Consider the following 25262-nt stretch of genomic DNA (forward strand, 5'->3'; position numbering starts at 1 on the left):
GTGCGTAGACTGACGTGATGCTTGAACAGATCCGCGGTCCCGCTGATCTGCAGCACCTGACCCAGCCTCAGCTAACTGATCTCGCAGACGAGATCCGACAGTTCCTGATCCATAAGGTCGCTGCAACCGGCGGACATCTCGGCCCCAACCTCGGTGTCGTCGAGCTGACGCTTGCGCTGCACCGGGTGTTCGACTCGCCGCACGACCCGATCATCTTCGACACCGGTCATCAGGCCTACGTGCACAAGATGCTGACCGGTCGGTGCCTCGAGTTCGACACGCTGCGCAAGAAGGACGGCCTTTCGGGCTACCCGTCGCGCGCCGAGAGCGACCATGACTGGGTCGAGTCCAGCCACGCCAGCTCCGCGTTGTCCTACGCCGACGGGCTCGCCAAGGCGTTCGAGTTGACCGGTCACCGCAACCGGCACGTGGTCGCGGTCGTCGGAGACGGTGCGCTCACCGGTGGCATGTGCTGGGAGGCGCTGAACAACATCGCCGCGGCCCGCCGCCCCGTCGTGATCGTCGTCAACGACAACGGTCGCAGCTACGCTCCCACCATCGGCGGGTTCGCCGATCACCTCGCGACGCTGCGTCTGCAGCCCGGCTACGAGAAGCTGTTGGAGAAGGGGCGCAGCGCGGTGCGTGGCATGCCGGTCATCGGCGAGCTCTGCTACCAGTGCATGCACAGTGTGAAGGCCGGCCTGAAGGACGCGCTTTCCCCGCAGGTGATGTTCACCGATCTGGGGCTGAAGTATGTCGGGCCGATCGACGGGCACGACGAGCACGCCGTCGAGGTGGCGCTGCGCAACGCGCGCGGCTACAACGCGCCGGTGATCGTGCACGTCGTCACGCGCAAGGGCATGGGCTACGGGCCCGCCGAGAACGACGAGGCCGAGCAGATGCACTCCACGGGCGTCATCGACCCGCATACCGGGCTGGCCACCAACGTGCCGGGACCGGGCTGGACGTCGACGTTCTCCGAGGCGCTGATCTCCTACGCCGCCAAACGCCGCGACATCGTTGCCATCACCGCCGCCATGCCCGGCCCGACGGGCTTGACCGCATTCGGCGACAAGTTCCCCGATCGGTTGTTCGACGTCGGCATCGCCGAGCAGCACGCGATGACGTCGGCCGCCGGCCTGGCGATGGGCGGCCTGCATCCGGTGGTCGCGATCTATTCGACGTTCCTGAACCGGGCGTTCGACCAGATCATGATGGACGTCGCTCTTCACAAGCTGCCGGTGACGCTGGTGCTCGACCGGTCCGGCGTTACCGGGCCCGACGGTGCCAGCCACAACGGCATGTGGGACCTTTCGATGCTCAACATCGTGCCAGGCATGCGGGTGGCCGCACCGCGTGACGCCGCTCGGCTGTATGAGGTACTCGGCGAGGCGTTGGAGGTCGCAGACGGGCCGACCGCATTGCGCTTCCCCAAAGGCGATGTCGGCGAAGACATTCCGGCCCTCGAACGGCGAGACGGCATCGACCTGATCGCCGTCCCGGCCGACGGCTTTTCCGATGATGTGCTGCTGATCGCGGTCGGACCGTTCGCGTCGATGGCGAAATCGGTCGCCGAACGGCTGCGTAACCAGGGCATCGGCGTGACGGTGATCGACCCGCGCTGGGTGCTGCCCGTGCCCGAGGCGATTGGCGGGCTCGCGAAGGCGCACAAGCTGGTGGTCACGTTGGAGGACAACGGCGTTCGCGGTGGCGTCGGCTCGGCCGTTTCGGCCGCGCTGCGGCGTGCCGAAATCGATGTGCCGTGCCGCGACGTCGGGCTGCCGCAGGAATTCTTCGCACACGCATCCCGCGGTGAGCTGCTCGCCGACGTCGGCCTGACTGACCAGGTCATCGCACGCCAGGTGACGGGCTGGGTGGCCGCGCTGGGCAGCCCGGTCTCCGAGCATGAGGTCAGCCAGCAGTTCGACTGAGCGAAACCCGGCCCGCCTCCTGCAGCGTCGTCGATTTGTGCGGCTGCTCGAAGAACACCTCCGCGCTGCGGTGGTTGATCTCGACGGTGGCGATCGTGTTCCCGAACAGCGGACCGCAGACGTCGGTCCAGGTCATCGGCGGCGACAGCACTCCGCTGCGGCGCACCCACCAGCGGATGACGGCGGCCGCAGGTCTCGTCCATCCGAGCCTAAACGCCGGCTTGACGAACATCGGAACGTAGTTGTGCACCGGCGAGCACACCAGCTGATGCACGGCGGCCCCATCGGCTGACACGCCGTCGAAGTCCGCGCGGGCGGCGTAACTATGGTGCACGTCGCCGGACAGCACGTTGATCGTCGACGGGCCGTCGGGGTGGTTCGCGATTCGCGCGATCATCTCGCCGAGCCGTACGAAGGATTTGTAGAACGCCGGCCAGTGTTCGAAATCGCCTGCCTGCCGGACCTTTTCGCCGAGCGCGCCGCGCCAGCCGGGGCGGTCGGCGGCCCGTTCGTTCAGCGCCTCCAAATCACCGATGGCGGGCGGCATCAACCACGGCACCGATGAGGCGAGCAGCAGGTGGTCAAGCGTCTCCGGCTGCTCCTCGGCCTTGGACTCCAGCCAGCGGAACTCATTCTCGCCGATCATCATCCGCTCGCCGGACTCCAGGATCCGACCGTTGCGGGAGTCGACCATGATCAGCCGGCTGCGCCCGAGATCCCACCGGTAGCTGAACCGGATGCCCTTGCCGCAGTCGACCTCGCGGTCGGCGCGATCGGCCAGCTCGGCGAGATACGGCCAGGCGTCACCCTCGGTGGCGACGAGACGCTGATAGTCCGCGTTGTCGGCCAACTCGGCCGGGCTCAGGTTTCCCAGGTGCTGATACACCCAGTAGGACGCCAGGCCGGCGCGGATCCGGTCGCGCCACCACGGGGTTTTCGCCATCTCCGACCGCCAGGACGCCGAGGTGTTCCAGTCGTCGCGGATGTCGTGGTCGTCGAAGATCATCGCCGTCGGGACGGTGGACATCAGCCACCGGATCTCGGGATCGCCCCAGGAATGCCGGTAGAGCCGTTCGTATTCTGCGAAGCTGACGACCTCGTCGGGTGGGCGGTCGCCGTGCCTGTTGTGCCGTCGCCTGCTCACTCGGCGCTGCTCGTCGGGTGGCAGCTCGTCGGCGTAGAGCTGGTCGCCGAGCAGGATGAGCGCATCGGGCCAGTCGTCGATCGGGCGGCCGGCCATCCTGGTCGCATACGAGTCCAGCGCGTCGTGCTTGAGCTTCTTCTCGATCTTGCGGACTTCGGTCTTCGGGTAGCGGCACGACCCGAAGATGGCGCGCAGTCGGTGCGCGCTCGCGGGGCCCCTGGTGCGGATCACGCTGGGCGGGAACTTGGCGAACGCCTCGTCGTCGATGGGCCACTGCGTCGCGCCGTCAATGCCGACCTGGTACTCGGTCACGCTGTCGGGCATCAGCCCGGTCACCAGGACGAGGGCGAAATGGTAGCCCTGCACCTCGAAGGTGCGTGCCGAGCACCCGAGAATCTCGACGGTGCAGGCATTTTCGGTTTGCACCCACACCAGCGCGGTGGTGTCGGAGACGTGCCGCAGCGCCGGGCCGAGGAGCAATCCCATCGAATTGAGCCTAGGGGAGGGCTGACCCGTCGTGGAAGAGTGCCCATATCGACCGTGTCATGGCGCAGGGGTAGCAGCCAGCGCCGCGGCGAGAACCGGTACGACGAGTTCGCGTTGCCACTGACGGGCCTGCGCATCGCGCAGAAAGTCCTCGACCGCGGCTTCGGTGTCGTCGGCAGGCTGCCAGTCCCAGCACAGCCGGCGCACCACCTCGGGTGTGAGCAGGTTCTCGGTGGGCACCAACACCCGCTGCGACAGTTCGATGAGGCCGGCGCGGGCCGCTTCCAGCCGTGCGGCCGCCTCGGGTTTGCGACGCGCCCATCGCGACGCAGGCGGCGGACCGCTCTGCGGTTCCGACACCTCAGGCTGCTCGTCGCTGTCGCGGGCGCGGCTCAGCGCGTCCAGCCAGACCTGCGCGGAGCGCCGCTGTTTGGATCCGCCGAACACGGGCAGCGCAATGAGGTCCTCGAGGGTTTTCGGGTCGGCGGTGGCGGCGCTGATGATCGCGGCGTCGGGCAGGATGCGCCCAGGCGCGATGTCACGCCTGCGGGCGATGTGGTCGCGGGTCGTCCACAGCTCGCGCACGGCGGCCATGGTGCGGCGGTCACGCACCTTGTGGATGCCCGATGTGCGACGCCACCTGTCCCGTCGCGTCGGTGCGCCTTCGAAGGTGCGCAGATACTCGAACTCCTGGGCGGCCCAATCGGACTTCCCCTGTTCGGCGAGCACCGCAGCGATGGCGTTCCGCAGTTCGACCAGCACTTCCACGTCAAGGGCGGCGTAGTTCAGCCACTCGGGCGGCAGGGGGCGCTTGGACCAGTCGGCGGCACCGTGGCCCTTCTTCAGGCCGAGGCCAAGCAGCCGCTGCACCATCGTCGCCAGGTTCACCCGGTCGTAGCCGGCGAGTCGGCCAGCCAACTCGGTGTCATAGAGCGTCGTCGGTGTCATGCCGATTTCGCCGAGGCACGGCAGGTCCTGGTCGGCGGCGTGCAGTACCCACTCATCGGTGCGCAGCACCTCGGCGACCGGCGCGAGTGTGGTGAGCGTGTCGGCGCCGTGGTTGACCGGATCGATCAGCACGGTGCCCGCGCCCGCGCGCCGGATCTGCACCAGGTACGCCCGGTTCGAATAGCGAAAGCCCGATGCTCGTTCGGCATCGACCGCGAACGGGCCGTGTCCGGCCGCTAAAAGTGTTGCGGCATCGCCAATTTCGTATTTTGTGACGGCCAGCGGCGGCACACCGTCGGCAGGCGCCAGTAGTGGCGTGGCTTCGGGTTCTGCGGTGTCCGCTGGCTCGGCTCCGCCGGAGTCGGCGTCGGTCATCTCAAGCGCGGGTGCGTGACTTCAGATCGGTCACCCCGGCGGGCGGCAGGCCCGCGGCGTGCTCGAGCACTGAGCAGAATGCAGCCACGTGCGGGCCCAGTTCCAGCGTCGTCGCGGTCCAGGATGCGCGCAGCTCCAGCTGATGGGCCCGCGGCGGCCCGGAGATGTCGCCGTAGCGCACGGACGTGGTGGCGGTGACGGTTCCGCCGAGGGCGGTGACGTGCTCGGTGTTCGCCTCCAACGCGTCGACCAGCCAGCTCCAGGCCACTTCGGGCAGCAGCGGATCGACGGCCTCGCTGGAGTCGAGATCGGCCTGCACGTAGGCGACCAGGCGCATTGTGCCGTCCCATGCCTCTGCGCCCTCGGGGTCGTGCAGCAGGATCAATCGACCGAACGCATCGCCATCGGACTGCTCGGGCACGATGGCGGACTCGGGATGGCGCACTTCGGCGCCGAGGGCGTAGCTGAACGGCGCCAGGCGTTGCGGCGGCCGGATCGGGCCGAGCTCGATCTCCGGTCGCACGGTGGTGGCATTCATCGCAGCGACCGCTTCCCGGAACTGAGCCGGTTCGGCGGTGGTCACCGCCCTGACGGTAGACCATCTGGCCAGGTCTGTGCGCAGGCGCGCCGTATCTGTCGCAGGTGGACGCCAAAGCACCCACGGTCGGCGGCCATGGCAGCATTGATGCCGATGAATACGCGTCGTGAGCTGCCGGAGTCGCCGTATCTGGCCGCCGCAGGAGGCCGGAAGCCGAGCCGGGTCCCTGTCTGGTTCATGCGGCAGGCGGGGCGTTCGCTGCCCGAGTACCGGGCGCTGCGCGCGAAGAACACGATGATGCAGGCCTGCTTCGACGCCGACCTGATCACCGAGATCACGCTGCAGCCGGTGCGCAGGCACGGCGTCGACGCCGCCATCCTGTTCTCCGACATCGTCGTGCCGCTGCGGGCGTCGGGCATCGACCTGGACATCGTGCCCGACGTCGGGCCGGTGATCGAGCACCCGATCCGCACTGCCGCAGATGTCGCCGAGATGAAACCCCTTGAGCCCGAGGGTGTTGCGCCCGTCGCCGAGGCCGTTTCGCACCTCGTAGCCGCGCTGGGCGACGTTCCCCTCATCGGGTTCGCCGGCGCCCCGTTCACGCTGGCGTCCTACCTGATCGAGGGCGGACCGAGCCGCAACCACGAGCGCACCAAGGCGATGATGCTCGGTGAGACCGGCACCTGGCACGCGCTGATGACGGCCCTGTCCGATATCACCACCGCGTTCCTGAAAGTTCAGGTCGACGCCGGTGTCGATGCTATCCAGATGTTCGATTCGTGGGCAGGCACGCTGTCGCTGGCCGACTACAGCACCTACGTGCTACCGCACAGCACGCGGGTGTTCGAGGCGTTGGCCGCCGACGGGGTGCCGATGACGCACTTCGGTGTCGGCACCGCGGAGTTGCTCGGCGCGATGTCAGATGCGGTGGCGGCCGCGGCCCACCCCGTCGTCGGCGTGGACTGGCGCACGTCGCTGACCGACGCCGCGGCCAGGGTGACGCCCGGCACCGCACTGCAGGGCAACCTCGACCCGGTGGTGCTGCTGGCAGGCCTGCCGGTGGCCGAGCGTGCGGCCCGTGCGGTGGTCGAGGACGGGCGTCGCGCGGTCGACGCGGGCGCGGCCGGCCACGTTTTCAACCTGGGACACGGCGTGCTGCCACCGACCGATCCCGGCGTCATCACAGAGGTGGTCGCACTGGTGCATTCGCTGTGACCCCGTCCTATTGTGTTGTCGGAGGGGGTATTGCGGGCCTCGTCGCCGCATACCGGCTTCGGGTCACGCTCGGGGACGACGCCCATATCACCCTGTTCGATCCGGCTGACCGGCTTGGCGGTGCGCTTCGCACCGAACAGCTCGGCGGTCAGCCGATCGATATCGGCGCCGAGGCGTTCGTCGCACGGCGCCCCGAAGTGCCTACGCTGCTGGCCGAGCTGGGGCTTGCCGACAGGCAGATCGGTACGACGGGCGTGCGGCCGCTGATCTACAGCCAGGGACGGCTGCACGAGCTGCCGCGCGACACGCTCAACGGCATCCCGACCGACCCGTCATCGATGACCGGTCTCGTCGACGACGCCACGATCCGGCGGATGTTGTCTGAACCCGCCCGCCCGTTGACCTGGCGGCCCGGTGCAGATCCCGCGGTCGCAGAGCTGGTCGGCGATCGGTTCGGCGACCAGGTGGTGACGCGATCCGTCGACCCGCTTCTGGCGGGCGTGTACGCGGGCTCGGCCGCCACGATCGGGCTGCGGTCGGCCGTTCCGACGTTGGCCGCGGTGCTCGATCGCGGCGCACGCAACCTCACCGAGGCGGTGCGCGCGGCCTTGCCGCCTGCCACGGGCGGATCGGTGTTCGGGGCGATCGACGGCGGCTACGCGGTATTGCTTGACGAACTGATCCGGCGTGCTGACTTCCACTGGGCTCAGGTGGGCGTCGAGCGGCTGGTGCGCCACGGCGGTGGATGGCAACTAGTCGACGACGAGGGCGGTGACTGGCGCGCCGATGGAGTCCTGCTCGCCGTGCCTGCTCCTCGGTTGGCCACGATCGTCGCGGGCGTGGCACCGTCGGCTGCAGCCGCCGCGCGACAGATCAAGGTGGCGTCGACGGCGTTGGTTGCGTTGGCGATGCCGGGCGGGACTCCGGTGCCCGATCGTTCGGGCGTGCTGGTGGCGGCCTCGGAACGCTTGCACGCCAAGGCGATCACGCTTTCGTCGCGCAAATGGGGGTCGCGTGGAAATGTGGAGCTGGTTCGGCTGTCGTTCGGCCGGTATGGCGACGACCTTGCACACCGCGTCGGCGACGACGACCTGCTGTCCTGGGCGGCAGAGGACCTCGCGGCGGTTTTCGGCGTCACCGACGAACCGTTCGACTGCCTGGTGCACCGGTGGATCGACGCCATGCCGCAGTACGGGCCCGGGCACGGCGGCCTGATCGCCGAACTGCGTGCCAGCCTTCCGCCGTCGCTCGCGGTGGCGGGCGCCTACCTGGACGGCATCGGGGTGCCCGCCTGCATCGCGGCGGCCACCAGGGCGGCGGCGTCGCTGGTCACACCGCGCGTGGCACGATAGGACACATGTCTCGGCTGGATTATGACGCCCTCAATTCGACGGTGCGCTACCTGATGTTCTCGGTCTTCGCGGTGCGCCAGGGCGCTCTGGGCGACGAGCGGGAGTCGATCCTCGACGACACCGCGACGTTCCTCAAGCAGCAGGAAGACAACGGCGTCGTGGTCCGCGGCCTCTACGACGTCGCGGGGTTGCGCGCGGACGCCGATTTCATGATCTGGACCCACGCCGAGCGGGTGGAGGCGCTGCAGGCCACCTACTCCGACTTCCGCAGGACCACGACGCTTGGCCGGGCCAGCACCCCGGTGTGGAGCGTGGTTGCGCTGCACCGGCCCGCGGAGTTCAACAAGAGCCACATCCCGGCCTTTCTTGCGGGTGAAGAGCCCGGCGCCTACATCTGCGTGTACCCGTTCGTCCGATCCCTTGACTGGTATCTGCTTCCCGACGATGAGCGACGCCGCATGCTCGCCGAACACGGTATGGCGGCGCGTGGATACAAGGACGTCCGGGCCAATACCGTGCCCGCGTTCGCCCTGGGGGACTACGAGTGGATCCTGGCGTTCGAGGCGCCCGAACTGCACCGCATCGTCGACCTGATGCGTGACTTGCGCGCCACCGACGCCCGCAGGCACGTCCGCGAGGAGACGCCGTTCTTCACCGGCCCCCGCGTCGGTGTTGAGGAACTGATCGCCAAGCTCCCCTGATCGACTCCAGATTGCGTTTGCTGGCGTGGGTCGGAGAGGTTTGAATCCGAAACATCCGTCGATGTCGGTAACAGCCTTGCCGGTGCACGGCGTGTTCACGGCCGTACAAAGGCCGCAACAACAGCCAGTCGGCAAATACCCCTGATTGTTTGCTGTACAGCTTTCGCCTGTGCCAATTTATTGCTAGCGTGGGACCTATGTCCAGAACAGCGTGGGTGGGGGTTGGCGCTGTCACCGCATGCGTTGCCTTCGCTGGGACCCTGATCGGGCAGTGGGGCGGCTATCCCTTCGCCAAAGCCGTTGCCGATTACGGCCTGTTTGCGTTCGCTGTTTTCGCGGCAGGGTGCAGCGCGCTGGCTGCCTCGTCGGTCGACGGGCGGCAGCGGCGCGCATGGATCTGCCTGACGGTCGGCCTGTCTGGTTGGGCCGGGGGCGAGGCGCTCTGGATCCTCTACGAGCAGGTGCTGCATCGGTCTCCGTTCCCGTCGCTTGCCGATGCCGGCTATCTGCTGTTCCCCATCGGCGCAGGCGTCGCGATCGCGCTTTTCCCCGCTGGGTACTCGGGGCACTCACGGGTCCGTCTCATGTTCGACGGGGCCATCGTCGCGATCGCGCTGTTCGAGATCTCGTGGGTGCTCGTGATGCGCGGGGTCTACGACGCAGGCCATGCGAGCACACTCGCGTTGGGGCTTTCACTGACCTACCCGGTCGCCGATATCGCGATCCTGACCGTCGCATTCCTGGTGCTCGCGCGAGCCCGTACGGGCCGGCGCATGGCGCTGGCGATGCTCGCCGCCGGTGTCCTAGGGATGGCGTTGTCGGACAGCGCATTCGCCTATCTCACCGCCCACGGTCAGTACTACAGCGGCCACGTCATCGACATCGGCTGGGCGGCGGCACTTCTCACCTTCGGCATGGCGGCGCTGGTCAGTCGCCGTGTTCGCGAGCCCGAGGTGGTCGTGTCGCAGGTGACATCCGATATCTCGATGTGGCTGCCGTACATACCGGTCGCGTTCGCGGCCCTGGTGTGCATCCCCGCCTACTTCCCGGCGCCCGGCCTCGGCCCGATCCTCGTCTCGTCGACACTGCTGATGGGGGCGGTGATGGCGAGGCAGTACGTGGTGGTGCGGCAAAACCGGCGACTGCTGAAGTTGGTGGCCGACCAGGCATTGCGCGACACGCTCACCGGGCTGGCCAACCGCGACCTGTTCAACGACCGGCTGATGCACGCGGTGCAGTTGCACGAGAACGACAGCCAGTCGGTGGCCGTGCTGTCGATGGACCTCGATGATTTCAAGCTGGTCAACGACAGCCTGGGGCATCCCGCGGGCGACGCCCTGCTGATGCAGGCCGCGGAGAGACTGCTCGGCTGCGTGCGGACCTCCGACACCGTGGCACGGGTGGGCGGCGACGAGTTCGCGGTGTTGATGGAAGGTCTGCCAGAGCTGTCGCGGCTGGTCGCACATCGCGTGGTCGGCGCGTTCGAGGAACCCTTCGTCATCGACGGGCAACAGCTGCTGATGCGGCCAAGCGTCGGGCTCGCGGTGGCGTCGTCGGCCAACCCCGATCTGTCGGCGGACATGCTGCTCAAGCAGGCGGACGTGGCGATGTATTCGGCCAAGCGCTCGAAGTCCGGCGGTCTGCACACCTTCACGCCGGATATGGCGCTGGCCGATCTCAACGAGGTCGAGCTGCCGACCGACGTCAGCGAGACCACGGAACGCGGTGCGGCAGTGCGGCTTCTCGGCGAGCTCCGGCACGCGATCGACCACGGCGACCTGACCGTGTTCTACCAACCGAAGTTCGACCTGCGCACCGGTGATGTCGTCGGCGTCGAAGCCCTCGTTCGGTGGCCGCACCCGAAGCGCGGGCTGCTCGGCCCTGCCCATTTTCTGCCGCTGGTTCGCAAACGCGGCCTGATGCGGGCGGTCACCGACATCGTGCTCAACCAGGCCCTCGACGATGCCGCCGAATGGCAAGCGCTGGGCATCGGCGTACCGATTGCGGTGAACGTGTTCGCCCCGTCCCTCGGTGATCTCGATCTGCCCACCCACATCGCCTCCGCGCTCGCCATCCGCAACCTGAACCCGAAAGACTTGACGATCGAGATCACCGAAGACTTCCTTCTTGACAACATCGAACGGACGCGCTCGGTGCTGGAACGGTTGCGGCAGCGGGGAATTCGCATCGCCATTGATGATTTCGGCAGTGGTTATTCGGCCCTGTGGTATCTGCGGGAACTGGCCATTGACGAAGTGAAACTCGACAGGCATTTCATCGCACCCATCCGCGTCGACGCGCGGGCTGCCGCAGTCGTGCGCGGTGTCGTCGACCTCGCGCACGTCCTCGGCGTCACGACCGTCGCCGAGGGGGTGGAAAACGCCGAGACCGCAGAGCGGCTGCGGGAGTTCGGTTGCGAGGTGGCGCAGGGGTACTACTACAGCCCGCCGGTGAGCGCCGCAGCGATGATGAACTTGCTTGCCGCCGGCCAGCCGAAGGGCGTGGCACGGGCCGAGTTCGAGAAGCTGGGAGCTACGAGCCTGCCGGGACCAGCCGCAACGAAATCGAGTTGATGCAGTACCGCTGATCGGTTGGCGTCGGGTAGCCCTCGCCCTCGAACACATGGCCGAGATGGCTGTGGCAGTTGGCGCACACCACCTCGATGCGGGTCATGCCCATCGAGTCGTCGCGTCGCAGGATGACCGCGTCAGAATTCGCCGGGTCGAAGAACGACGGCCAGCCGCAATGCGATTCGAACTTCTCGGTGCTGCGAAAAAGTTCGGCTCCGCAGGCCCGGCACTCATACACACCTTCGGTCTCTGTGTCGGTGTATTCGCCGACGAAGGGCCGCTCGGTGCCTGCTTCGCGCAGCACTGCGAATTCGGCCGGGGTCAGCTTCTGACGCCACTCGTCGTCGGTGAGTTCCACCTTGGGCCGTGGGGAGGTCATACGTCGACGCTAGCGCGGCTCTTCTTGGCCATCCAGAGCGGGTCGATGCCGTCGTCGAGCCTGCCGTCGTCCTTGGCGTCGAGATAGCGGAAGTAGAGGACGCAGAACACCACGATCAGCATCAGGGACCAGCCGTAGGTCACGCGCAGGTACTCCAGCGCGCGGCCCGTCGTCGGCCAGTGACCGAGTAGCCACCGATCGGCGCTCATGAACCCGTAGACGGCTAGCCAGGCGACCCAGTTGCGGATCACCGAGTTGGGCAGCACGACCGTCATCAGGAACGGGAACAACATCATCGAGTAGTAGCCCTGGCCGAGCGACAGCACAAGCCAGGACGCGATCAACAGCACCCCCGATGTCGTGGCCATCCAGAACAGCGGATCGCGCTTGCGGTAGTACTTGTACAACAGCCACACGCTCACCGCGGCGAGCAACGCAAAGCTGATGCGCAGCAACCAGATCAGCCACATGGGCAGGCCGTAGTAGACGCCGTTGCCCTGGATCGAGCTGTTGAAGTAGTCACGGATCGAGAAGATGTAGGGCAGGGTGCGGGTGAAGAAGTTCATCGGGTCCTGCACCTGGAACCGGGTGATCGGGCTGAAGACGGCCGCGACGTTGAACACGATCGGTACGGCGAACGCCGTGACCAGCGCGCGCCACTGCCGGTTGAGCAGCGGCAGCAGCAACAACGGGGCCAGAAGCGGTTTCACCACAAGCGTCAGCCCGATCGCGACGCCTGCCCACCACTGATGGCCCACCTTGCCGTCCAGCAGCCATCGGAAGAACAGCAGCTCGAGCAGCAGGATGCAGCCGTTGATGTTGCCGAAAACCAGTGTGTTGATCACGCTTTCGGTGCAGAACATCGCGACCAGCAGGGCGGGGAACGCAACCGATGTTGCGGTGTAGTCGAACAGCCGCACCAGTAGGTACGCCGCGATGATGATCGCTATCGCGTTGATCGTGATGAACCAGTACCGCGACGCGTCGACCGGCAGGTAGCCGAACGGTGCCATCAGCAGGGTGCCGCCGGGTGGATACAGATAGTGCGGATCGACGTAGTTGAAGTGCTCGTTGTAGATGTCCCAGCCCATCTTCAAGTTCACGACGGCTCGATACACCGGGCCGTAGTCGTCGGTGATGTAGCCGTTGGTGGCCAGGACGTAGCTGCGATGGATGATCATCAGGATCGCCAGCGGCCACAGGATCGACCGCAGCACCGTCGCCACTCCGGGCGGGGACGTGGGGGGCCGGAAGAGGTTCAGCAGGGTGGAGGGCTGAAGCCAAGCGACCCGGGAATGTGCAGGGGTACGGATGGAGTCTGGTGCCGCCACCAGCGAACCGTACTACGACGGCAGTGCCTGCAGGACTAGGCGGGGCAGTAAGTGTCGGTCGGCGGCAGGTCGCCGCTGTCCAGGTAGCCGGTGACCGGTGCCAGCGCGCATTCGGAGTAGATGCTCGCGCCGTGCCCGATGCCCTGCCAGATCACCCGCTTGCTTGAAGCGCCCGCGTTGATGATGGTGGCGGCGACCTGGGCGACGCCGTCGTTGCCGACGATCGGGTCGTTCTGCACGCCCAGCAACAGCACCGGGATTTTGAGGTTTTTCGGGTCCTCCGGCGCCGATCCGCTCGGCCAGTTCAGGCACTTGACCATGCTGAGCGCGCCGACGGCGCCGAACTGCGGATAGAGCTTGGGCCAGGCGACGACGAGTTCGCGGACGCGATCCGGGGTCGGCCGGTTCAAGGCGTCGCTGCACGAGTTGACGAATTGGCCGTCGGTTTGGCGGAGGCTGTCGGCCTGGTTGATCAGGTTGTTCATCTGGTTCGCATCGCCGGAACGTGCCGTTGCCACCGCCGAGGCCAGGCTGTTGGTCGCCGTCGTGCGATCACCGCGCGGGTAGGCCAATGCGGTGCTGATCGCGTCGGCGACCATGGAGACCGACGCGCCGTTGGGTCCGTCGCCTGCACGCGCCGCCGCGAACAGCGAGTCGACGGCGTCCTTGGGATCCGGGCCCAGCGGGCAGTTGGTGGCCGCGCATTGCGTGGCGAACGCGTCCAGCGCGGTCTGCTCACCCTTGACACGCTGTTCGGTCGCGGCCTCGGCGGCGATTCCGAGCGGCAGCGGCGAGTCGAGCACCAGCCGCGCCACCTTGCCCGGATGCGAGCCGGCATAGGCCAGCGCCACCTGGGCACCGTTTCCGATTCCCAGCAGCGCGATCGACGGCACGTCCCACGTGCTGCGCAACCGTTCGATGTCCTCCGCGGCGTGCGCGTTGTCGTAGGCCGAGTCGCCGGGGGCGATGGTATCGGTGCAGCTGGTGGTGGCGGTCATGGTGATCGCGCCGAGGTTGGCGACGGGGTCGTCGCCGGACTGGAACTGCGCCTGGTCGATCATCTCCTGGCGGTCGAACAGGTCACGGCAGTCGATGGCGCTCGACATGCCCATGCCGCGCCGGTCGACCGCAACGATCGGATGGGTCTTGAGCACATCGGTGCCTGCGCGTGACAGCCAGACCGGCAGCTGCACTGAGGTCGGCAGGTCCGAGCCGGTCGTCATGACGAGCGGTCCGGCGTCGTCCGGGGTCTGTACGGAACGGGCGCGCACCACGCCGATGCTCACCGAACCGGTGGCGCCGTTGATCGAGTCGAGGTCGGCGTCGTAGCTCGCGCAGTCCAGGGTGACACCGGGCAGCGGCTGGATCGCGGAGTCGCTGAACACCTGCGAGGTGCAGTTGTGCCAGGACAGGTCGTTCTTGGGTGCCTCGATTGCGGGTGGGCCGCCGGCCTTCTTCTGTGTGGGCGGCTGCCCCTGAGGGCGCGCCCCGGAGTCGGTGGCGTAGCGCGGATCGGCGGCCAGCACGGGCGCACATCCGGCCAGCAAAGCCGACACAACGACGGTCGATGTGCTCAGGGCACGGACCAGGCGACGCCGACGCATGGAAACTACATTACTGATCAGGGCAGCGAGGCCTCTCTGATGTAGCGCGCGTAGAGATAGCCCGCGTCGTCGGCGAGCAGGTGGCTGCGCCGAAGCGGGGTGTGCACCTGGCCGGGTCCGCCTGCGATGCGTGGGGCGGCGCCGCCGACCAGTAGCGGCGCGATCGTCAGGCACAGCTCGTCGAGCAGATCGTGTTCCATCAGCGTGCCGAGGATCTGCGGGCCGCCCTCGGCGAGCACCCGGAACAGTCCGCGGCCGGCCAGGATCCCCAGGACCGCGGCGGTATCGACCCGGTCGGGGTTAGGGCCGGACGCGTCGATGACCTCGGCCACCGATCCGAGCCTGTCGCCGGTGTCGGCCACCGCGTTGGCCGAGGTGAGGATCAGCGGCGGCACCTCCGTGCTGGTGAAGATCTTGGCGTCGCGGTCGAGCGTGCCGCGATTCGTCACGACGGCGACGGGCGGCACCTCGGCCTGGCCGCGGCGCCGGCGGGCCTGCCGCTGCGCGGGGCGCGACTGGGCGCCGGAGTAGTTCTCGGCCCGGACGGTGCCCGCACCGACCAGGATGACGTCGGCGAGTTGGCGCACCTGCGTGAAGATCGCGCGATCGCCGGGCCCGCCAAGGCTGCCCGACGTACCGCCGTCGGTCGCGCCACCGTCGACGCTGGCGATCATGTTGCCGCGCACCCAGCATGCCCGCAGATCGTCGGGATAGGCGTAGAAGTCCGCCAGCCGGTTCTCGTCGGGTGACTCTGGGCTGTTTGAGGGATCCAGCACCGTGAATCGCACGGCTGCACTGTCGTCGGACATGGGGACGATTGCAGCACGCCGTTACAGTTCGTGCATGCAGTCCGCCGCGCACGGGAGCAGCAGTCCTGCCCATGTCGGCCACCTCGTCGATCGGCACCCGAGCGTCACCCCGGAGCGGTTGATCGCCCAGCTTCACCCGCCCCCGACGTTCGCCGATGTCAGCTTCGAGAGCTATCAGCCGGATCCAGCCGAGCCGTCACAGTCCGCTGCCGTGCAGTCCTGCCAGCGGTTCTGCGATGACGCGGCGGCGCGGCGGGTGGGCAAAAAGAAGCTGTTCGGCAAGCGGGAGTCGCTGCCGGGCGTCGGGATCTATCTCGACGGCGGCTTCGGTGTGGGCAAGACGCACCTGCTTGCGTCGAGTTACTACCGGATCTCGGCGTCGTCACCGGCACCGACGGCGTTCGCGACGTTCGGTGAACTGACGCAGCTCGCTAGCGTTTTCGGGTTCGTCGAGTGCATCGACCTGTTGGCCGACTATGCGGTGGTGTGCATCGACGAGTTCGAACTCGACGACCCGGGCAACACCACGTTGATCTCGCGGCTGCTTTCGCAACTGGTCGAACGCGGTGTTTCAATCGCAGCCACGTCGAATACGTTGCCCGAACAGTTGGGGGAGGGCCGGTTCGCAGCGCAGGACTTCCTACGCGAAATCCACACGCTCGCAGCCATTTTCGACACGGTGCGAATCGAGGGGCCGGACTACCGTCACCGTGACCTGCCGCCCGCCCCGGAACCGTTGTCCGACAAGGAAGTCAGCGCGCGTGCCTCGGGGGTGCCGGGTGCCACGCTCGACGACTTCGACGCCCTGTGCGCCCACCTGGCGACGATGCACCCGTCGCGCTACCTGACCCTGATCGAGGATGTCTCGGCGGTGTTCATCACCGGCGTGCATCCGATCGAGGACCAGAACGTCGCGCTGCGGCTGGTCTCGCTCACCGACCGCCTGTACGACGCGGGTGTTCCGGTGGTGGCGTCGGGATCCAAGCTCGACACCGTTTTCAGCGAGGAGATGCTGGCAGGCGGGTTCCGCAAGAAGTATCTGCGCGCCACCTCGCGGCTGCTGGCGTTGACGACTGCCGGTCAGACCGGCCGCACCATCACGTAGTCGTTTTCAATGCGGGTGCCGAGCCGAAATGTCTTGGTCCCGTTGACGGTGAAGCCGTGCTTGGCGTAAAAGTGTTGCGCCCGTTCATTGTGCTGGTTCACTCCGAGCCATACGCATTGGGCGTCGAGTTCCTTCGCATGTTTGAGCGCCTCGGTCATCAGCGCCGCGGAACCACCCGCTCCATGGCTGTCGGGCAGCACGTACATCTTGGAGAGCTCGACCGCTGGGCGCACGGAAACCGCTCTTTGGACGTCGTCGTCGTCGGGAACCCCGCGAATCAACATGGCGTAACCGATCATTCGATCGTCCTGCCGGGCGACGAGGACCAGTCGGCCGGGATCGTCCAGATAGCTGGCGAAATGGGACTGTGTCAGGTTCTCGTCGATGAACGCCGCCACGTTCTCCTGCGACACCGACGGAGGGCACGCCAGCGGAAAGGTTTCAGCGGCGACGTCGGCGAGCTCTGCCAGATCTGCAAGGGTGGCGGTGGTGACCGCTGGAGTCACACGTTCCACTGCGCGAGGTGGAAGCCGGTCTTCTTGTCGACCAGCACCACGTTGGACACCAGGTCGCGGTAGCAGTCCCACCACACGCCGCCATTGGCGGTCGCACCGGAGGGCAGGTTGAGGATGGCGTACTGCAGCGCGTCGGGGGCATCGGAGTTGCGCGGCTCATAGGCGTCGCCGGTCGGCGTGACGCCCTTGAACGAGAACGCCAAGCCGGCCGCGTACGGCGCGGGTGTCTCGACGACGTGCACGGTGATGTTGGCGCGGTACACCTGATAGCGCGGCGCGCGCGGCGGATAGCCGAACCCTGGCGGGACGTCGGAGGGCAGGATGTCGTGCACCGTCACGTCGGCGACCAGCCCCATGAGCTCGACCCGAAGCGTCTCGCCGAGCCGGCCGATCGGCGAGTCCACCGCGGCGGCAGGCGCGGCGGTGGCGGTCCCCGAGATCATCAATGCGGCGAACAGCAATCTAAGCCAGCGGCGCATTTCCCCTCCTAGTCCGCCTCGCATGATGGCACACGGGCGCCGCCGCGAACAGCCGGTTGGCGGTCAGGAGGCCCAGGGCCCCATTCCGCCGACCTTGTCGATCCGGATGCGGGTGAGCAGTCCCGGCGGCGAGTTCGGCGGTGGGAAGTGCTCATCGGAGCCGAGCATCGTCTTCGCGAGCTTCTTCAACAGTTCGGGGGCGCCGCCTTCGGTGATGCGTGCCGTCCCGGTGATCGCGATGTAGGGCGCCTGCTGCCCCGGCGTGGGTTTCATGATGGTCACCGCCACGCGTGGGTCCCGACGGACGTTGCGGGTCTTCTGGTACTCGGCCAGGTGCGCCGAGACGAGTTCGTCGCCGTCGGGCGTCGACTCCACGGCCACCCAGACGACCGTGACCTGAGGGCTGCCGTCGGGATTCAATGTGACGAGCGTGGCGTCGATGCCGTCGCCGATGAATTCACGTGCTTCGTCGTTGAGTTTCATGCGTTGTTCTACCGCGACGTGCGCCTTTTCATTCCCCGCCTGCCTCCAATTGGAGTAACGCCGACTTGGCCGCGGCACCCCCGACGTACTGACCCGCCGACCCATCGGACCGAACCACGCGGTGACACGGGATGACCACGGGCAGCGGGTTGTGGCCGCAGGCGGTGCCGACGGCGCGGACGGCGCGGGGGCTGCCGACGGCGGCGGCCACCTCGGCGTAACTCTCGCGGCGGCCGTAGCCGATGTCGCGAAGATGGGTGATGACACTGCGACGGAAGCCGTCGGCCAGCCGGAGATCGACCGGCACGTCGAAGCCGGTGCGCCGCTTGGTGAAGTACTCGTCGAGCTGACGTGCGGCGGTGTCCAGCCGAGCGGGTGCGCGAAGCACGCGTGGACTCACGGCGTCGGCGAGCTTGGCCAGCACGGCGTCGTGGTCCTCGACGTCGTAGGCGACGCGGACCAGCCCGACCGTGGTGGCGGCCAGCAGCAGGGTGCCGACGGGGCTGTCGATGGTGCGGTAGGCGACGTCGAGCAGATCATCGGTTGCCGCGTCGCGCTCGAGCCGTTGATGCAGTCGGGCCATGGTCTCGTCGTCGGCCTGGAATTCGTCGAAAAGGTTGATGCTCATGTCGTTTCGTCCTCGGGATAGATCCTGCGAAGGGTCTTGATGCCATCGGCGGCGGCGCGCCGCGCGGCGTCGGGGGAGTTGCCGAGCAGCTCGGCGATCTCGGCGAACGGCAGCCCGACGATGTGGTGATAGGCCACCGCCAGACGCTGCTTGTCGGGTAGGCGTTGCAGCGCTGACCACAGGTCGGGATGGCGGGCTGCGGGGTCGTCCCGTGCCGACGGGCGGTCGGGCGGCGAGTCGACCGGCACCGCACGTCGGCTCCTTGCGCGGCCGACATCGATGGCACGCCGGTGTGCGATCGTCACCAGCCACGCCTCGACATTGGCGTCGGAGGGCAGGTCGGGATAGGCCCGCAGCGCCGAAAGGAACGTCTCCGACCATGCGTCCTCGGCGTCCACGGGCCCGACGACCGCACGGCATACCCGCAGCACGGTCGCGCCGTGCTCGGCCACCACGTCTTCGAACGGTCGCACCCTCACATCATGTAGACGCCGCAGCGGCTGGTGTGTGAGATCAGTTCTTGGTGAACGGCTCAAGGGCGGTGACGAGGTCGCCTTCGAAGCGGTCCCGGTCGACGCCGATCCGGTGCAGCGCGCCGTCGTCGTCCTCGGCCTCGAACAGGGCGAGCAGGATGTGCTCGGTTCCGACGTAGTTGTGCCCCAACCGGAGCGCCTGCCGGAAGGTCAGTTCGAGCGCCTTCTTCGCGGGCCCGTTGAACGGGATCAGGGTGGGCATCTCACCGTCTGCGCGGGGCGGCAATGTGACGGCGTTCGTGACGGTGTCGCCATCGATGCCCTGCCGGGCAAGGAGTTTGGCCGCGAGTCCGTCCGGATCGTCGAATAGCGCGAGCAGCAAATGGTCAGGGGTGATCTCGTGGTTGCCCGCCTTCTGCGCCTTGTTCTGAGCGACGACCACGACATTGCGCGCGCGTGGGGTGAACCGGCCGAATCCGGCATTTGGATCCAGGGTGGCGGATTCGAAGTCGGGCACCTTGGGCACGAAGCGCTTCTGCGCCGCCTGTTTGGTGACGCCCATGCATTTGCCGATGTCGGTCCACGATGCGCCCGATCGTCGGGCTTGGTCGACGAAGTGACCGATCAGATGATCGGCGATCTCGCCGAGGGATTCCGCCGCCAGCATCGCATCGGTCAATTGTTCGAGCGGTTCGGTGTGCACCGTCTTGATGACGTCGATCAGGTCGTCAAGGCGGACGGGATACGCGATTTTCGTCGGCTCGGTCATGCCGTCAACTCTAGGTTGACGTTCCGAAATCGTCAACGAACGGTTGACGTTAACCGCGGGGATAGCCGCGACGCACTGTCCGGTCGAGGATGCCAAGGGTGGCGCGCAGTGCGCTCTCGGGAATGACAGGGAAGATGTTGGCCTTGCGCCACTCCGGATCGATGTCGGACCAGTCGTAGAACGAGGTGACGACGGTTTCGTCCCCGTCGGATGGTTCGAGTCGGTAACCGTAGACGTGGCCGATCTGCGGGCGGATCTGGCCCAGGATCGTCCAGGCGATGAGCCGGTCCTTCTCGAACTCGCGGATCTCGACCGTGACGTCGTATTTGCCCATCGGGAAGTCGTTGAGGGATTCGCGATCCATGTGGATGACGAAGCTGTCGCCTGCGCCCGTGGCCGGCTCACCGTCTGCGTCCTGCAGCATTCCGGATGCGTCGATCGCGACGTGGCCGTGCGGGTCGCACAGGACGGCAAAGATTTCTGCGGCGGGCGCCGCAATGGTGCGCGCGACCTCCATGCGTTCGGCCATGGGTCGATCCTGTCAGGCCCGCGGTCGTTGCTGGGGTGGTTTTCGGGTGTTCTCAGCCGGGTATACGACGACATCGGGAGATTTGACCAACCGAACCAGGGGAGTGTTCGAGCAGTGGCTGGTCACGATTACGGGCGGAACATGCCGCCCATTTTGCGAAATGCGGTTGCCTTCATTCAGGAGAATGCGGATGCTGACATCGGCTTGGAGGACATCGCCGCGGCGGTGAACGTGTCGCCGCGCTCGGTTCAGTACGCGTTTCGCCGCAACATGGGAACCACACCGTTGGAGTATCTGCGGCGTGTGCGGCTTGACCGGGCACACCGTGATCTCAAGGCCGCCGACCCGGCGCGCGACACGGTGACCGCGATCGCCGGACGCTGGGGTTTCAGCCATGCCGGCCGGTTCAGCCTTGCCTACAAGGCGGTATTCGGAAACGCGCCGAGCGACACGCTACGGGCCTATCCCGCGTAGCGGTGGGAGTGCTACTCCGCGAACGAGATTGACGTCTCCGAACAATTGGTGACCGCCTTCTCGGGCGGGAACGTTCGCGGATCGGCGTTGGCGATGACCGTTTGCCGGTAGTAGGCGCGCTGGAAGTCTCTCGAGCACTCGAAGTTCGCGTTCAGTACCGAGAAGGTCCTCGGGTCGGCGCCTTCGATCGTCCTGCCCATCCAATAGACGCGTGCGGAGTCGCTTGCGTAGGGGCCGTCGAGCGGGGCGAATGACGGCGGGTCCGCCTCGACGATCGGCTGGTCGAAATAGAAGACGTGTCGGCTGTCTCGGGCGTAAGCGCCTTGCAGGACTTGGAATGTCGACGGATCGGCGCCCGGGACGGGGTTGCCGTTGACGTGAACGGTTCGGCCGTCCTTGGTGTACAGGTAGTGGTCGGCGGTGGAGACGACGGCGAAGTGTGCTGGATCCTCGGAGAGCACCGAGCCGTCGCTCCAGTAGACGACGTGACTGTCTTTGGCGAGTTCGCCGTCGAGCAGTTCGAAGTGGGCGGGGTCATCGCTGATCGCGTGATCGCGTTGAAAGACATGGTCGCGGTCTTTTGCGAAGCCGGGGCGGTCGAGCAGTTCGAAGGTTGCGGCGTCGGCGTCGGGTAGGGGAAGGCCGTTGATGAAGACGCGGGACTGGTCGCGGCCATACGTCGAGTCGAGCGCCTCGAACGTCTCGGCGTCGGCGCCGTCTATCTCGAACGCCTTGCCGGGGAAAGCATTGAGGTAGTACACCGTTGCGTCCCTGACGTGGTAGCCGGAACTGGTGAAAAGCGAGTTGGGCGGCCCGTTTCGGGAGCACGCCAGAAGGATTGCCACTGCGAGAAGGCACAGCGTGCCGGTCGACTTTCGCTGCATACTCCGACGAGCCTTCTCGGTATGCGGCCTCATTGAACCGCTCAGCAAATCAGTACGTGATCACCCTAGCGCGGACATGTCGTCGGCACGCCGGACTCAATACCGGATCGGCAACATGTCGACGCATAGGATCAAATGCCGCGTCCGGTATATCCGGTGATTGGGGAGTAGTGAGACACCGCGACATCAGCGCCATCGACCGACAGCTGTCGCTGTTGGCCGCCGTGAGCGCGTCGATCCGCCGCCTCGGCGGTAAGCCCTCAACGGCGCTCATCGATGAATTGCTTGATGAACGGATCGCCAGCCGGCCGACGCCGCTACGAGTTGCGTCTGCGGGCCGCGCCGGCGGCGAGCGCGATTCCGATCAGCGCGATGATCGGACCGAGAACGGACCAGGTGGTGGTGTTGCTCATCGGGCTGCCCCCCACCACCCCGAAGCCCTGTAGCGCGAACAGCAGGCCGAAGAGGGCGACGACGACGCCCAGCACGATGACGATGACACGTCCCATCCCTCGACAGTAGCCCGGCGCCATCATTCCGATCTGACGGCGCCAAGCGTGAGCGCCTGTCGCGTGCACAGTGCTGCTGCTTGTTCATTTGTGATTGCCGAGCCGATGGGATCGGTGCCCGCATTCCGCAGATGGCCGTTTCGCCGACGATAAGTAGTTGAATATGCAAACAGTTGTAATCCACTTCGCGAAACCGGTGAGCTGATCAGGCGGTTAGCTGCCAAGATGCTGTTAGCGCTTCGGGAGCGCCGTTGGGGACGGGGAGTAGTCAACTACGCAGCATCAGCTCGACAGCAAACCTCAAGATGGGTCAGAGGCCGGCGCCGGGTTGGTGTACAAAACGAACGGGGGGACCACATGAAGACGATCGTGTATGGACTAGCTGCTGGCGCAGTGCTTGCGGGCGCTGCGATCGGGTTCGCCGGCCCGGCGTCGGCGGAACCGCTGACCGGTTCCTACAACGGCACCCTGATCGACGGCGCCGGGCAGGTTCTGAACCCGGACCCTGTGGGCCTGACATTTTCCGCTTGCGGCCCGGACTGTACTCACATGACGACACCGAGCCAGGAAATCGATCTGCATCTGCAGGGCGGTGCGTGGGTCGCCGGCTATGACTGGAACGGTTCGCCATGCACGATCACCCTGGATGGCAACGGCACCGTTCTCGATGATGTCTGCCCGAACGAACAGCCTCTGCGCATGTCGTTGACCAAGATCGCCTGACGCGGCAACTTCCGCGCTTCCTCGACGTGTCATAGGGCGCTGCAGCACCAGGTGCGGATGGAATGCCGTGCCCGGTGCGGAATCTCACGTCAACAATGGCCGATGAGCGGCCCAATTTCGCAGTGCCGTCTCCTGCACTCGTAGAGGCCCCGCAGTACTCCGCAGGGAAACTTCAGTAGTCCTCTACTGCATGTCGGTGCGCGCGTCTGGCCCACTATTCGTGCATGACGCACGCAACAAGGCACGTGACGTTCCTTGCCGCAGGGCTCGGCGCCGCGATGATCTCTGCAACGGTCATCGTCTCGCCTGCGCCCGTACACGCGCAGGGCTGCAAACAATGGGAGTTCAACGGCAGCTTCAACTTCGTCATGGATGCGCTCCCCAAGTCGGTCTACGTTGTTCCGGCGCAAGGCACACATCTCGAGGGCCCGTACACCTGGGGCGGAACTCCCGGTCTCGGCTCGGTGCGAGGCGACATCGTGGGCAACGTCGTCTCCCTGAACGTCATGACCAACCCCGGGCCCGGTCAGACTGAGCCTCCCACGTACTTATGGACCGGTTCAATTGACGACGCAGGAAACGTGGCCGGCACTGGAGACGGCATCGGATTCGACAAGAAGTGGCACAGTGTAGGCGGGCCGTTGGTGTGCACATCTTCTCCTGAGATCACGCTTCGGTTCGACCCGCCGACCTTGATAGGGATCACCGCGTGGGTCGGCATCACAAATAATGCCGGAAAGCCCCCGGTGAACTGCACATTCAGTGACGGCGTCTTCCCTGCCCGGCCATTCAGCGTGACCGGGGTCCAAGAAGCGCGAGTCGATCTGCCGGGAATCCCGACTGGTCGGGTCTACGACATCACCGTCAAATGCGGCGACCTTTCACACAGCGAGCAGAAGCAGTTCTGACACGAGCATGGGTACAACGACGACACACGTGAAATGTCTTGCCGCCGCGCTCGGTGCGACGATGGTCTCAGTCGCAGTAGTCACCGTCCCGCAGGCACCCGCACAAGCCGGGGGCTGCCAACAATGGGAATTCAACGGAACCTTTAGCCTCGTCGTCGACGGCAACGACCGGGTAGCCAGTTTTCCCGCGCAGGGGACTCACATCGAGGGCCGCGACGATTTCACCACGCATACGGTGCGCGGCGATATCACGGGTGACACGCTATCCATGATCGTCACCACAATCCCGGATCAGAATTATTTGTGGACCGGCCAGATTGATGGGGCGGGCAACGTGTCCGGTACAGGTGATGGAACCCCAGGGTGGCACAGCGTCGGCGCGCCGCTGCTGTGTAAGTCAGCGCCACCGCCGCAGGTCACGCTTCGATACGACGCCCCAACACTTGTCGGCATCACAGCCTGGGTGGGGATGACCAACAACGCCGGAAAGCCCGCAGTGGACTGCACCTACAACGACGGTGTGCTGCCACCTCGGCCGTTCAGTGTCTACGGGGATAAAGAGACTCGGATCGATCTGCCCGGAATCCCTACGGGTCACGTTTACAACGTAGTCGTCACATGCGGCGACCTCACCCACAGCGAGCAAAAGCAGTTCTGACGCCTCGCCACCGAAGAGAAGGGCAGTGGACACACCATGGGTACACGGGCAACACACGTGAAATGCCTTGCCGCCGCACTCGGCTCAGCGATTGCCTCTGCAGTAGTCATTGTCTCGCCGGTACTCGCACATGCGGAGGGCTGTGATCAGTGGGAATTCAACGGAGAGTTCAAGTTCGTTACCGATGCAGGAAGCGAGACGTTCAGCGTTCCCGCGCAGGGGACCGACATCGACGGGAGCTACAGTCTCGACTCGACTCCCAACGTGGCCCCGGTGCGAGGAAAAATCACTGGCAACACGGTTTCCCTGGCAGTCGCCTATGTGGCCTCGCTGTGGACCGGCCAGATTGATCCGGCTGGCAACGTGTCAGGAACGGGAGAAGGAATCGGAACACCAAATAGCAGGTGGCACAGCGTCGGAGCACCACTTTTGTGCAAGGCAACTCCGCTGCCAGCACCTCAGATCACGCTTCGATACGACGCCCCGACGCTTGTGGGCATCACCGGCTGGGTGGGGATGACCAACAACGCCGGAAAGCCGGCGGTGGACTGCACGTACAGTGACGGCCTTCTCCCGCCTCGACCGCTGAGCGTGTACGGGGACAAGGAAACGCGAATCGACCTGCCCGGCATCCCATCCGGCCACGTCTACAACATCACCGTCAAGTGCGGCGACCTCACCCACACCGAGCAAAAGCAGTTCTGATACCCGCCGGTGCAGTGCTGCGCACCAAAACTTCAGT

The 25262-nt window shown here is 66.2% G+C and carries 27 protein-coding genes; 11 read left to right on the forward strand and 16 right to left on the reverse strand.

From position 1 onward, the window contains the following. Positions 1 to 17: 17 nt before the first annotated feature. Positions 18 to 1931 (forward strand): 1-deoxy-D-xylulose-5-phosphate synthase, encoded by a 1914-nt coding sequence (gene dxs / locus D6M19_RS16210; protein WP_123026245.1) that lies wholly within the window; start codon positions 18 to 20, stop codon positions 1929 to 1931. Here the strand turns inward: dxs and D6M19_RS16215 are convergent. From D6M19_RS16215 to D6M19_RS16225, 3 genes are read right to left on the reverse strand one after another with little or no spacing between them, the layout of a single operon-like run. Beyond that, on the reverse strand, positions 1912 to 3561 hold the full coding sequence (locus D6M19_RS16215) for an alkaline phosphatase D family protein (RefSeq protein WP_123026246.1): 1650 nt from the start codon (positions 3559 to 3561) through the stop codon (positions 1912 to 1914). The two genes, dxs and D6M19_RS16215, sit on opposite strands and share 20 nt — an antisense overlap. 57 nt (positions 3562 to 3618) lie before the next feature. Further along, positions 3619 to 4884, reverse strand: coding sequence for a ribonuclease D (locus D6M19_RS16220; protein WP_123026247.1), 1266 nt, complete (start codon positions 4882 to 4884; stop codon positions 3619 to 3621). Position 4885: 1 nt separating this feature from the next. Continuing rightward, positions 4886 to 5506 (reverse strand): DUF3000 domain-containing protein, encoded by a 621-nt coding sequence (locus D6M19_RS16225; RefSeq protein WP_407665354.1) that lies wholly within the window; start codon positions 5504 to 5506, stop codon positions 4886 to 4888. Between the two features lie 69 nt (positions 5507 to 5575). Between D6M19_RS16225 and hemE the strand changes: the two genes are divergently transcribed. From hemE to D6M19_RS16245, 4 genes are all read left to right on the forward strand, one after another. After that, the gene (hemE, locus tag D6M19_RS16230) at positions 5576 to 6637 is read left to right on the forward strand and encodes a uroporphyrinogen decarboxylase (RefSeq protein WP_123026302.1); all 1062 of its coding nucleotides are present in this window, start codon (positions 5576 to 5578) and stop codon (positions 6635 to 6637) included. Continuing rightward, positions 6634 to 7989 (forward strand): protoporphyrinogen oxidase, encoded by a 1356-nt coding sequence (locus D6M19_RS16235; RefSeq protein ID WP_123026249.1) that lies wholly within the window; start codon positions 6634 to 6636, stop codon positions 7987 to 7989. Before hemE ends, D6M19_RS16235 begins: the two co-directional genes overlap by 4 nt. A gap of 5 nt (positions 7990 to 7994) precedes the next feature. Beyond that, a complete protein-coding gene (gene hemQ, locus D6M19_RS16240; RefSeq protein WP_123026250.1) occupies positions 7995 to 8690 on the forward strand; it encodes a hydrogen peroxide-dependent heme synthase in 696 nt (231 codons plus the stop codon). Between the two features lie 197 nt (positions 8691 to 8887). Beyond that, entirely contained in the window at positions 8888 to 11263 is a 2376-nt protein-coding gene (locus tag D6M19_RS16245; protein ID WP_123026251.1) for a putative bifunctional diguanylate cyclase/phosphodiesterase, read from the forward strand. Here the strand turns inward: D6M19_RS16245 and msrB are convergent. The 4 genes from msrB to D6M19_RS16265 are packed head-to-tail and all read right to left on the reverse strand — an operon-like array spanning position 11223 to position 15383. After that, positions 11223 to 11639 (reverse strand): peptide-methionine (R)-S-oxide reductase MsrB, encoded by a 417-nt coding sequence (msrB, locus tag D6M19_RS16250; RefSeq protein WP_123026252.1) that lies wholly within the window; start codon positions 11637 to 11639, stop codon positions 11223 to 11225. The genes D6M19_RS16245 and msrB overlap by 41 nt on opposite strands. After that, positions 11636 to 12973 carry an arabinofuranan 3-O-arabinosyltransferase gene (gene aftC, locus D6M19_RS16255; protein ID WP_407665355.1) on the reverse strand — a complete coding sequence of 446 codons (1338 nt, stop codon included), beginning with the start codon at positions 12971 to 12973 and terminating at the stop codon, positions 11636 to 11638. The genes msrB and aftC overlap by 4 nt, the downstream gene beginning before the upstream one ends. 32 nt (positions 12974 to 13005) lie before the next feature. Next, the gene (locus D6M19_RS16260; protein WP_123026254.1) at positions 13006 to 14574 is read right to left on the reverse strand and encodes an alpha/beta fold hydrolase; all 1569 of its coding nucleotides are present in this window, start codon (positions 14572 to 14574) and stop codon (positions 13006 to 13008) included. A gap of 17 nt (positions 14575 to 14591) precedes the next feature. Next, positions 14592 to 15383, reverse strand: coding sequence for a pyrimidine reductase family protein (locus D6M19_RS16265; RefSeq protein WP_123026255.1), 792 nt, complete (start codon positions 15381 to 15383; stop codon positions 14592 to 14594). Between D6M19_RS16265 and zapE the strand changes: the two genes are divergently transcribed. Beyond that, positions 15382 to 16488 carry a cell division protein ZapE gene (gene zapE / locus D6M19_RS16270; protein ID WP_123026256.1) on the forward strand — a complete coding sequence of 369 codons (1107 nt, stop codon included), beginning with the start codon at positions 15382 to 15384 and terminating at the stop codon, positions 16486 to 16488. The two genes, D6M19_RS16265 and zapE, sit on opposite strands and share 2 nt — an antisense overlap. On the opposite strand, the gene D6M19_RS16275 is transcribed toward zapE, so the two are convergent. The 7 genes from D6M19_RS16275 to D6M19_RS16305 all read right to left on the reverse strand — a co-directional run bounded on the left by D6M19_RS16275 (position 16464) and on the right by D6M19_RS16305 (position 20364). After that, the gene (locus tag D6M19_RS16275) at positions 16464 to 16994 is read right to left on the reverse strand and encodes a GNAT family N-acetyltransferase (RefSeq protein WP_407665353.1); all 531 of its coding nucleotides are present in this window, start codon (positions 16992 to 16994) and stop codon (positions 16464 to 16466) included. The genes zapE and D6M19_RS16275 overlap by 25 nt on opposite strands. After that, positions 16991 to 17482, reverse strand: a complete 492-nt coding sequence (locus D6M19_RS16280) for a hypothetical protein (RefSeq protein ID WP_123026258.1) — start codon at positions 17480 to 17482, stop codon at positions 16991 to 16993. The genes D6M19_RS16275 and D6M19_RS16280 overlap by 4 nt, the downstream gene beginning before the upstream one ends. Positions 17483 to 17545: 63 nt before the next feature. Further along, on the reverse strand, positions 17546 to 17965 hold the full coding sequence (locus D6M19_RS16285; RefSeq protein WP_123026259.1) for a PPOX class F420-dependent oxidoreductase: 420 nt from the start codon (positions 17963 to 17965) through the stop codon (positions 17546 to 17548). A 28-nt stretch (positions 17966 to 17993) separates the two neighbouring features. Next, on the reverse strand, positions 17994 to 18593 hold the full coding sequence (locus D6M19_RS16290) for a methylated-DNA--[protein]-cysteine S-methyltransferase (RefSeq protein ID WP_123026260.1): 600 nt from the start codon (positions 18591 to 18593) through the stop codon (positions 17994 to 17996). Beyond that, complete coding sequence (locus tag D6M19_RS16295; RefSeq protein ID WP_123026303.1) at positions 18590 to 19066, reverse strand: RNA polymerase sigma factor; 477 nt, start codon at positions 19064 to 19066, stop codon at positions 18590 to 18592. The genes D6M19_RS16290 and D6M19_RS16295 overlap by 4 nt, the downstream gene beginning before the upstream one ends. Before the next feature lie 40 nt (positions 19067 to 19106). Continuing rightward, positions 19107 to 19835: a Clp protease N-terminal domain-containing protein gene (locus D6M19_RS16300; RefSeq protein WP_123026261.1), complete on the reverse strand. Its 729-nt coding sequence runs from the start codon at positions 19833 to 19835 to the stop codon at positions 19107 to 19109. Between the two features lie 49 nt (positions 19836 to 19884). After that, positions 19885 to 20364 carry an SRPBCC family protein gene (locus D6M19_RS16305; RefSeq protein ID WP_123026262.1) on the reverse strand — a complete coding sequence of 160 codons (480 nt, stop codon included), beginning with the start codon at positions 20362 to 20364 and terminating at the stop codon, positions 19885 to 19887. Between the two features lie 141 nt (positions 20365 to 20505). Between D6M19_RS16305 and D6M19_RS16310 the strand changes: the two genes are divergently transcribed. After that, positions 20506 to 20838, forward strand: coding sequence for a helix-turn-helix transcriptional regulator (locus D6M19_RS16310; RefSeq protein ID WP_123026304.1), 333 nt, complete (start codon positions 20506 to 20508; stop codon positions 20836 to 20838). 11 nt (positions 20839 to 20849) lie between these two features. Here D6M19_RS16310 and D6M19_RS16315 read toward each other — a convergent pair whose 3' ends face one another. Further along, positions 20850 to 21722, reverse strand: coding sequence for a DKNYY domain-containing protein (locus D6M19_RS16315; protein ID WP_123026263.1), 873 nt, complete (start codon positions 21720 to 21722; stop codon positions 20850 to 20852). Positions 21723 to 22039: 317 nt separating this feature from the next. Further along, positions 22040 to 22231 (reverse strand): hypothetical protein, encoded by a 192-nt coding sequence (locus D6M19_RS16325; RefSeq protein WP_123026264.1) that lies wholly within the window; start codon positions 22229 to 22231, stop codon positions 22040 to 22042. Positions 22232 to 22588: 357 nt separating this feature from the next. On the opposite strand from D6M19_RS16325, the gene D6M19_RS16330 reads away from it, so the two are divergent. From D6M19_RS16330 to D6M19_RS16345, 4 genes are all read left to right on the forward strand, one after another. Then, positions 22589 to 22954, forward strand: coding sequence for a hypothetical protein (locus tag D6M19_RS16330; protein WP_123026265.1), 366 nt, complete (start codon positions 22589 to 22591; stop codon positions 22952 to 22954). A gap of 224 nt (positions 22955 to 23178) precedes the next feature. Beyond that, complete coding sequence (locus D6M19_RS16335) at positions 23179 to 23862, forward strand: hypothetical protein (protein ID WP_164478516.1); 684 nt, start codon at positions 23179 to 23181, stop codon at positions 23860 to 23862. Positions 23863 to 23869: 7 nt separating this feature from the next. Next, positions 23870 to 24520 carry a hypothetical protein gene (locus tag D6M19_RS16340; protein WP_164478517.1) on the forward strand — a complete coding sequence of 217 codons (651 nt, stop codon included), beginning with the start codon at positions 23870 to 23872 and terminating at the stop codon, positions 24518 to 24520. A gap of 57 nt (positions 24521 to 24577) precedes the next feature. After that, positions 24578 to 25225, forward strand: coding sequence for a hypothetical protein (locus tag D6M19_RS16345; RefSeq protein WP_164478518.1), 648 nt, complete (start codon positions 24578 to 24580; stop codon positions 25223 to 25225). Positions 25226 to 25262 lie beyond the last annotated feature (37 nt).

The sequence above is a fragment of the Mycolicibacterium stellerae genome (assembly GCF_003719305.1).
Classification (GTDB): Bacteria; Actinomycetota; Actinomycetes; order Mycobacteriales; family Mycobacteriaceae; genus Mycobacterium; species Mycobacterium stellerae.

What these genes read in the sequence shown, in the direction of transcription:
- dxs (WP_123026245.1), top strand. Translation starts at nt 18, where the DNA reads ATGCTTGAACAGATCCGCGGTCCCGCTGATCTGCAGCACCTGACCCAG.
- D6M19_RS16215 (WP_123026246.1), bottom strand. Translation starts at nt 3,561, where the DNA reads ATGGGATTGCTCCTCGGCCCGGCGCTGCGGCACGTCTCCGACACCACC.
- D6M19_RS16220 (WP_123026247.1), bottom strand. Translation starts at nt 4,884, where the DNA reads ATGACCGACGCCGACTCCGGCGGAGCCGAGCCAGCGGACACCGCAGAA.
- hemE (WP_123026302.1), top strand. Translation starts at nt 5,576, where the DNA reads ATGAATACGCGTCGTGAGCTGCCGGAGTCGCCGTATCTGGCCGCCGCA.
- hemQ (WP_123026250.1), top strand. Translation starts at nt 7,995, where the DNA reads ATGTCTCGGCTGGATTATGACGCCCTCAATTCGACGGTGCGCTACCTG.
- D6M19_RS16245 (WP_123026251.1), top strand. Translation starts at nt 8,888, where the DNA reads ATGTCCAGAACAGCGTGGGTGGGGGTTGGCGCTGTCACCGCATGCGTT.
- msrB (WP_123026252.1), bottom strand. Translation starts at nt 11,639, where the DNA reads ATGACCTCCCCACGGCCCAAGGTGGAACTCACCGACGACGAGTGGCGT.
- D6M19_RS16260 (WP_123026254.1), bottom strand. Translation starts at nt 14,574, where the DNA reads ATGCGTCGGCGTCGCCTGGTCCGTGCCCTGAGCACATCGACCGTCGTT.
- zapE (WP_123026256.1), top strand. Translation starts at nt 15,382, where the DNA reads ATGGGGACGATTGCAGCACGCCGTTACAGTTCGTGCATGCAGTCCGCC.
- D6M19_RS16265 (WP_123026255.1), bottom strand. Translation starts at nt 15,383, where the DNA reads ATGTCCGACGACAGTGCAGCCGTGCGATTCACGGTGCTGGATCCCTCA.
- D6M19_RS16280 (WP_123026258.1), bottom strand. Translation starts at nt 17,482, where the DNA reads ATGCGCCGCTGGCTTAGATTGCTGTTCGCCGCATTGATGATCTCGGGG.
- D6M19_RS16285 (WP_123026259.1), bottom strand. Translation starts at nt 17,965, where the DNA reads ATGAAACTCAACGACGAAGCACGTGAATTCATCGGCGACGGCATCGAC.
- D6M19_RS16290 (WP_123026260.1), bottom strand. Translation starts at nt 18,593, where the DNA reads ATGAGCATCAACCTTTTCGACGAATTCCAGGCCGACGACGAGACCATG.
- D6M19_RS16300 (WP_123026261.1), bottom strand. Translation starts at nt 19,835, where the DNA reads ATGACCGAGCCGACGAAAATCGCGTATCCCGTCCGCCTTGACGACCTG.
- D6M19_RS16305 (WP_123026262.1), bottom strand. Translation starts at nt 20,364, where the DNA reads ATGGCCGAACGCATGGAGGTCGCGCGCACCATTGCGGCGCCCGCCGCA.
- D6M19_RS16310 (WP_123026304.1), top strand. Translation starts at nt 20,506, where the DNA reads ATGCCGCCCATTTTGCGAAATGCGGTTGCCTTCATTCAGGAGAATGCG.
- D6M19_RS16315 (WP_123026263.1), bottom strand. Translation starts at nt 21,722, where the DNA reads ATGCAGCGAAAGTCGACCGGCACGCTGTGCCTTCTCGCAGTGGCAATC.
- D6M19_RS16325 (WP_123026264.1), bottom strand. Translation starts at nt 22,231, where the DNA reads ATGGGACGTGTCATCGTCATCGTGCTGGGCGTCGTCGTCGCCCTCTTC.
- D6M19_RS16330 (WP_123026265.1), top strand. Translation starts at nt 22,589, where the DNA reads ATGAAGACGATCGTGTATGGACTAGCTGCTGGCGCAGTGCTTGCGGGC.
- D6M19_RS16335 (WP_164478516.1), top strand. Translation starts at nt 23,179, where the DNA reads ATGACGCACGCAACAAGGCACGTGACGTTCCTTGCCGCAGGGCTCGGC.
- D6M19_RS16340 (WP_164478517.1), top strand. Translation starts at nt 23,870, where the DNA reads ATGGGTACAACGACGACACACGTGAAATGTCTTGCCGCCGCGCTCGGT.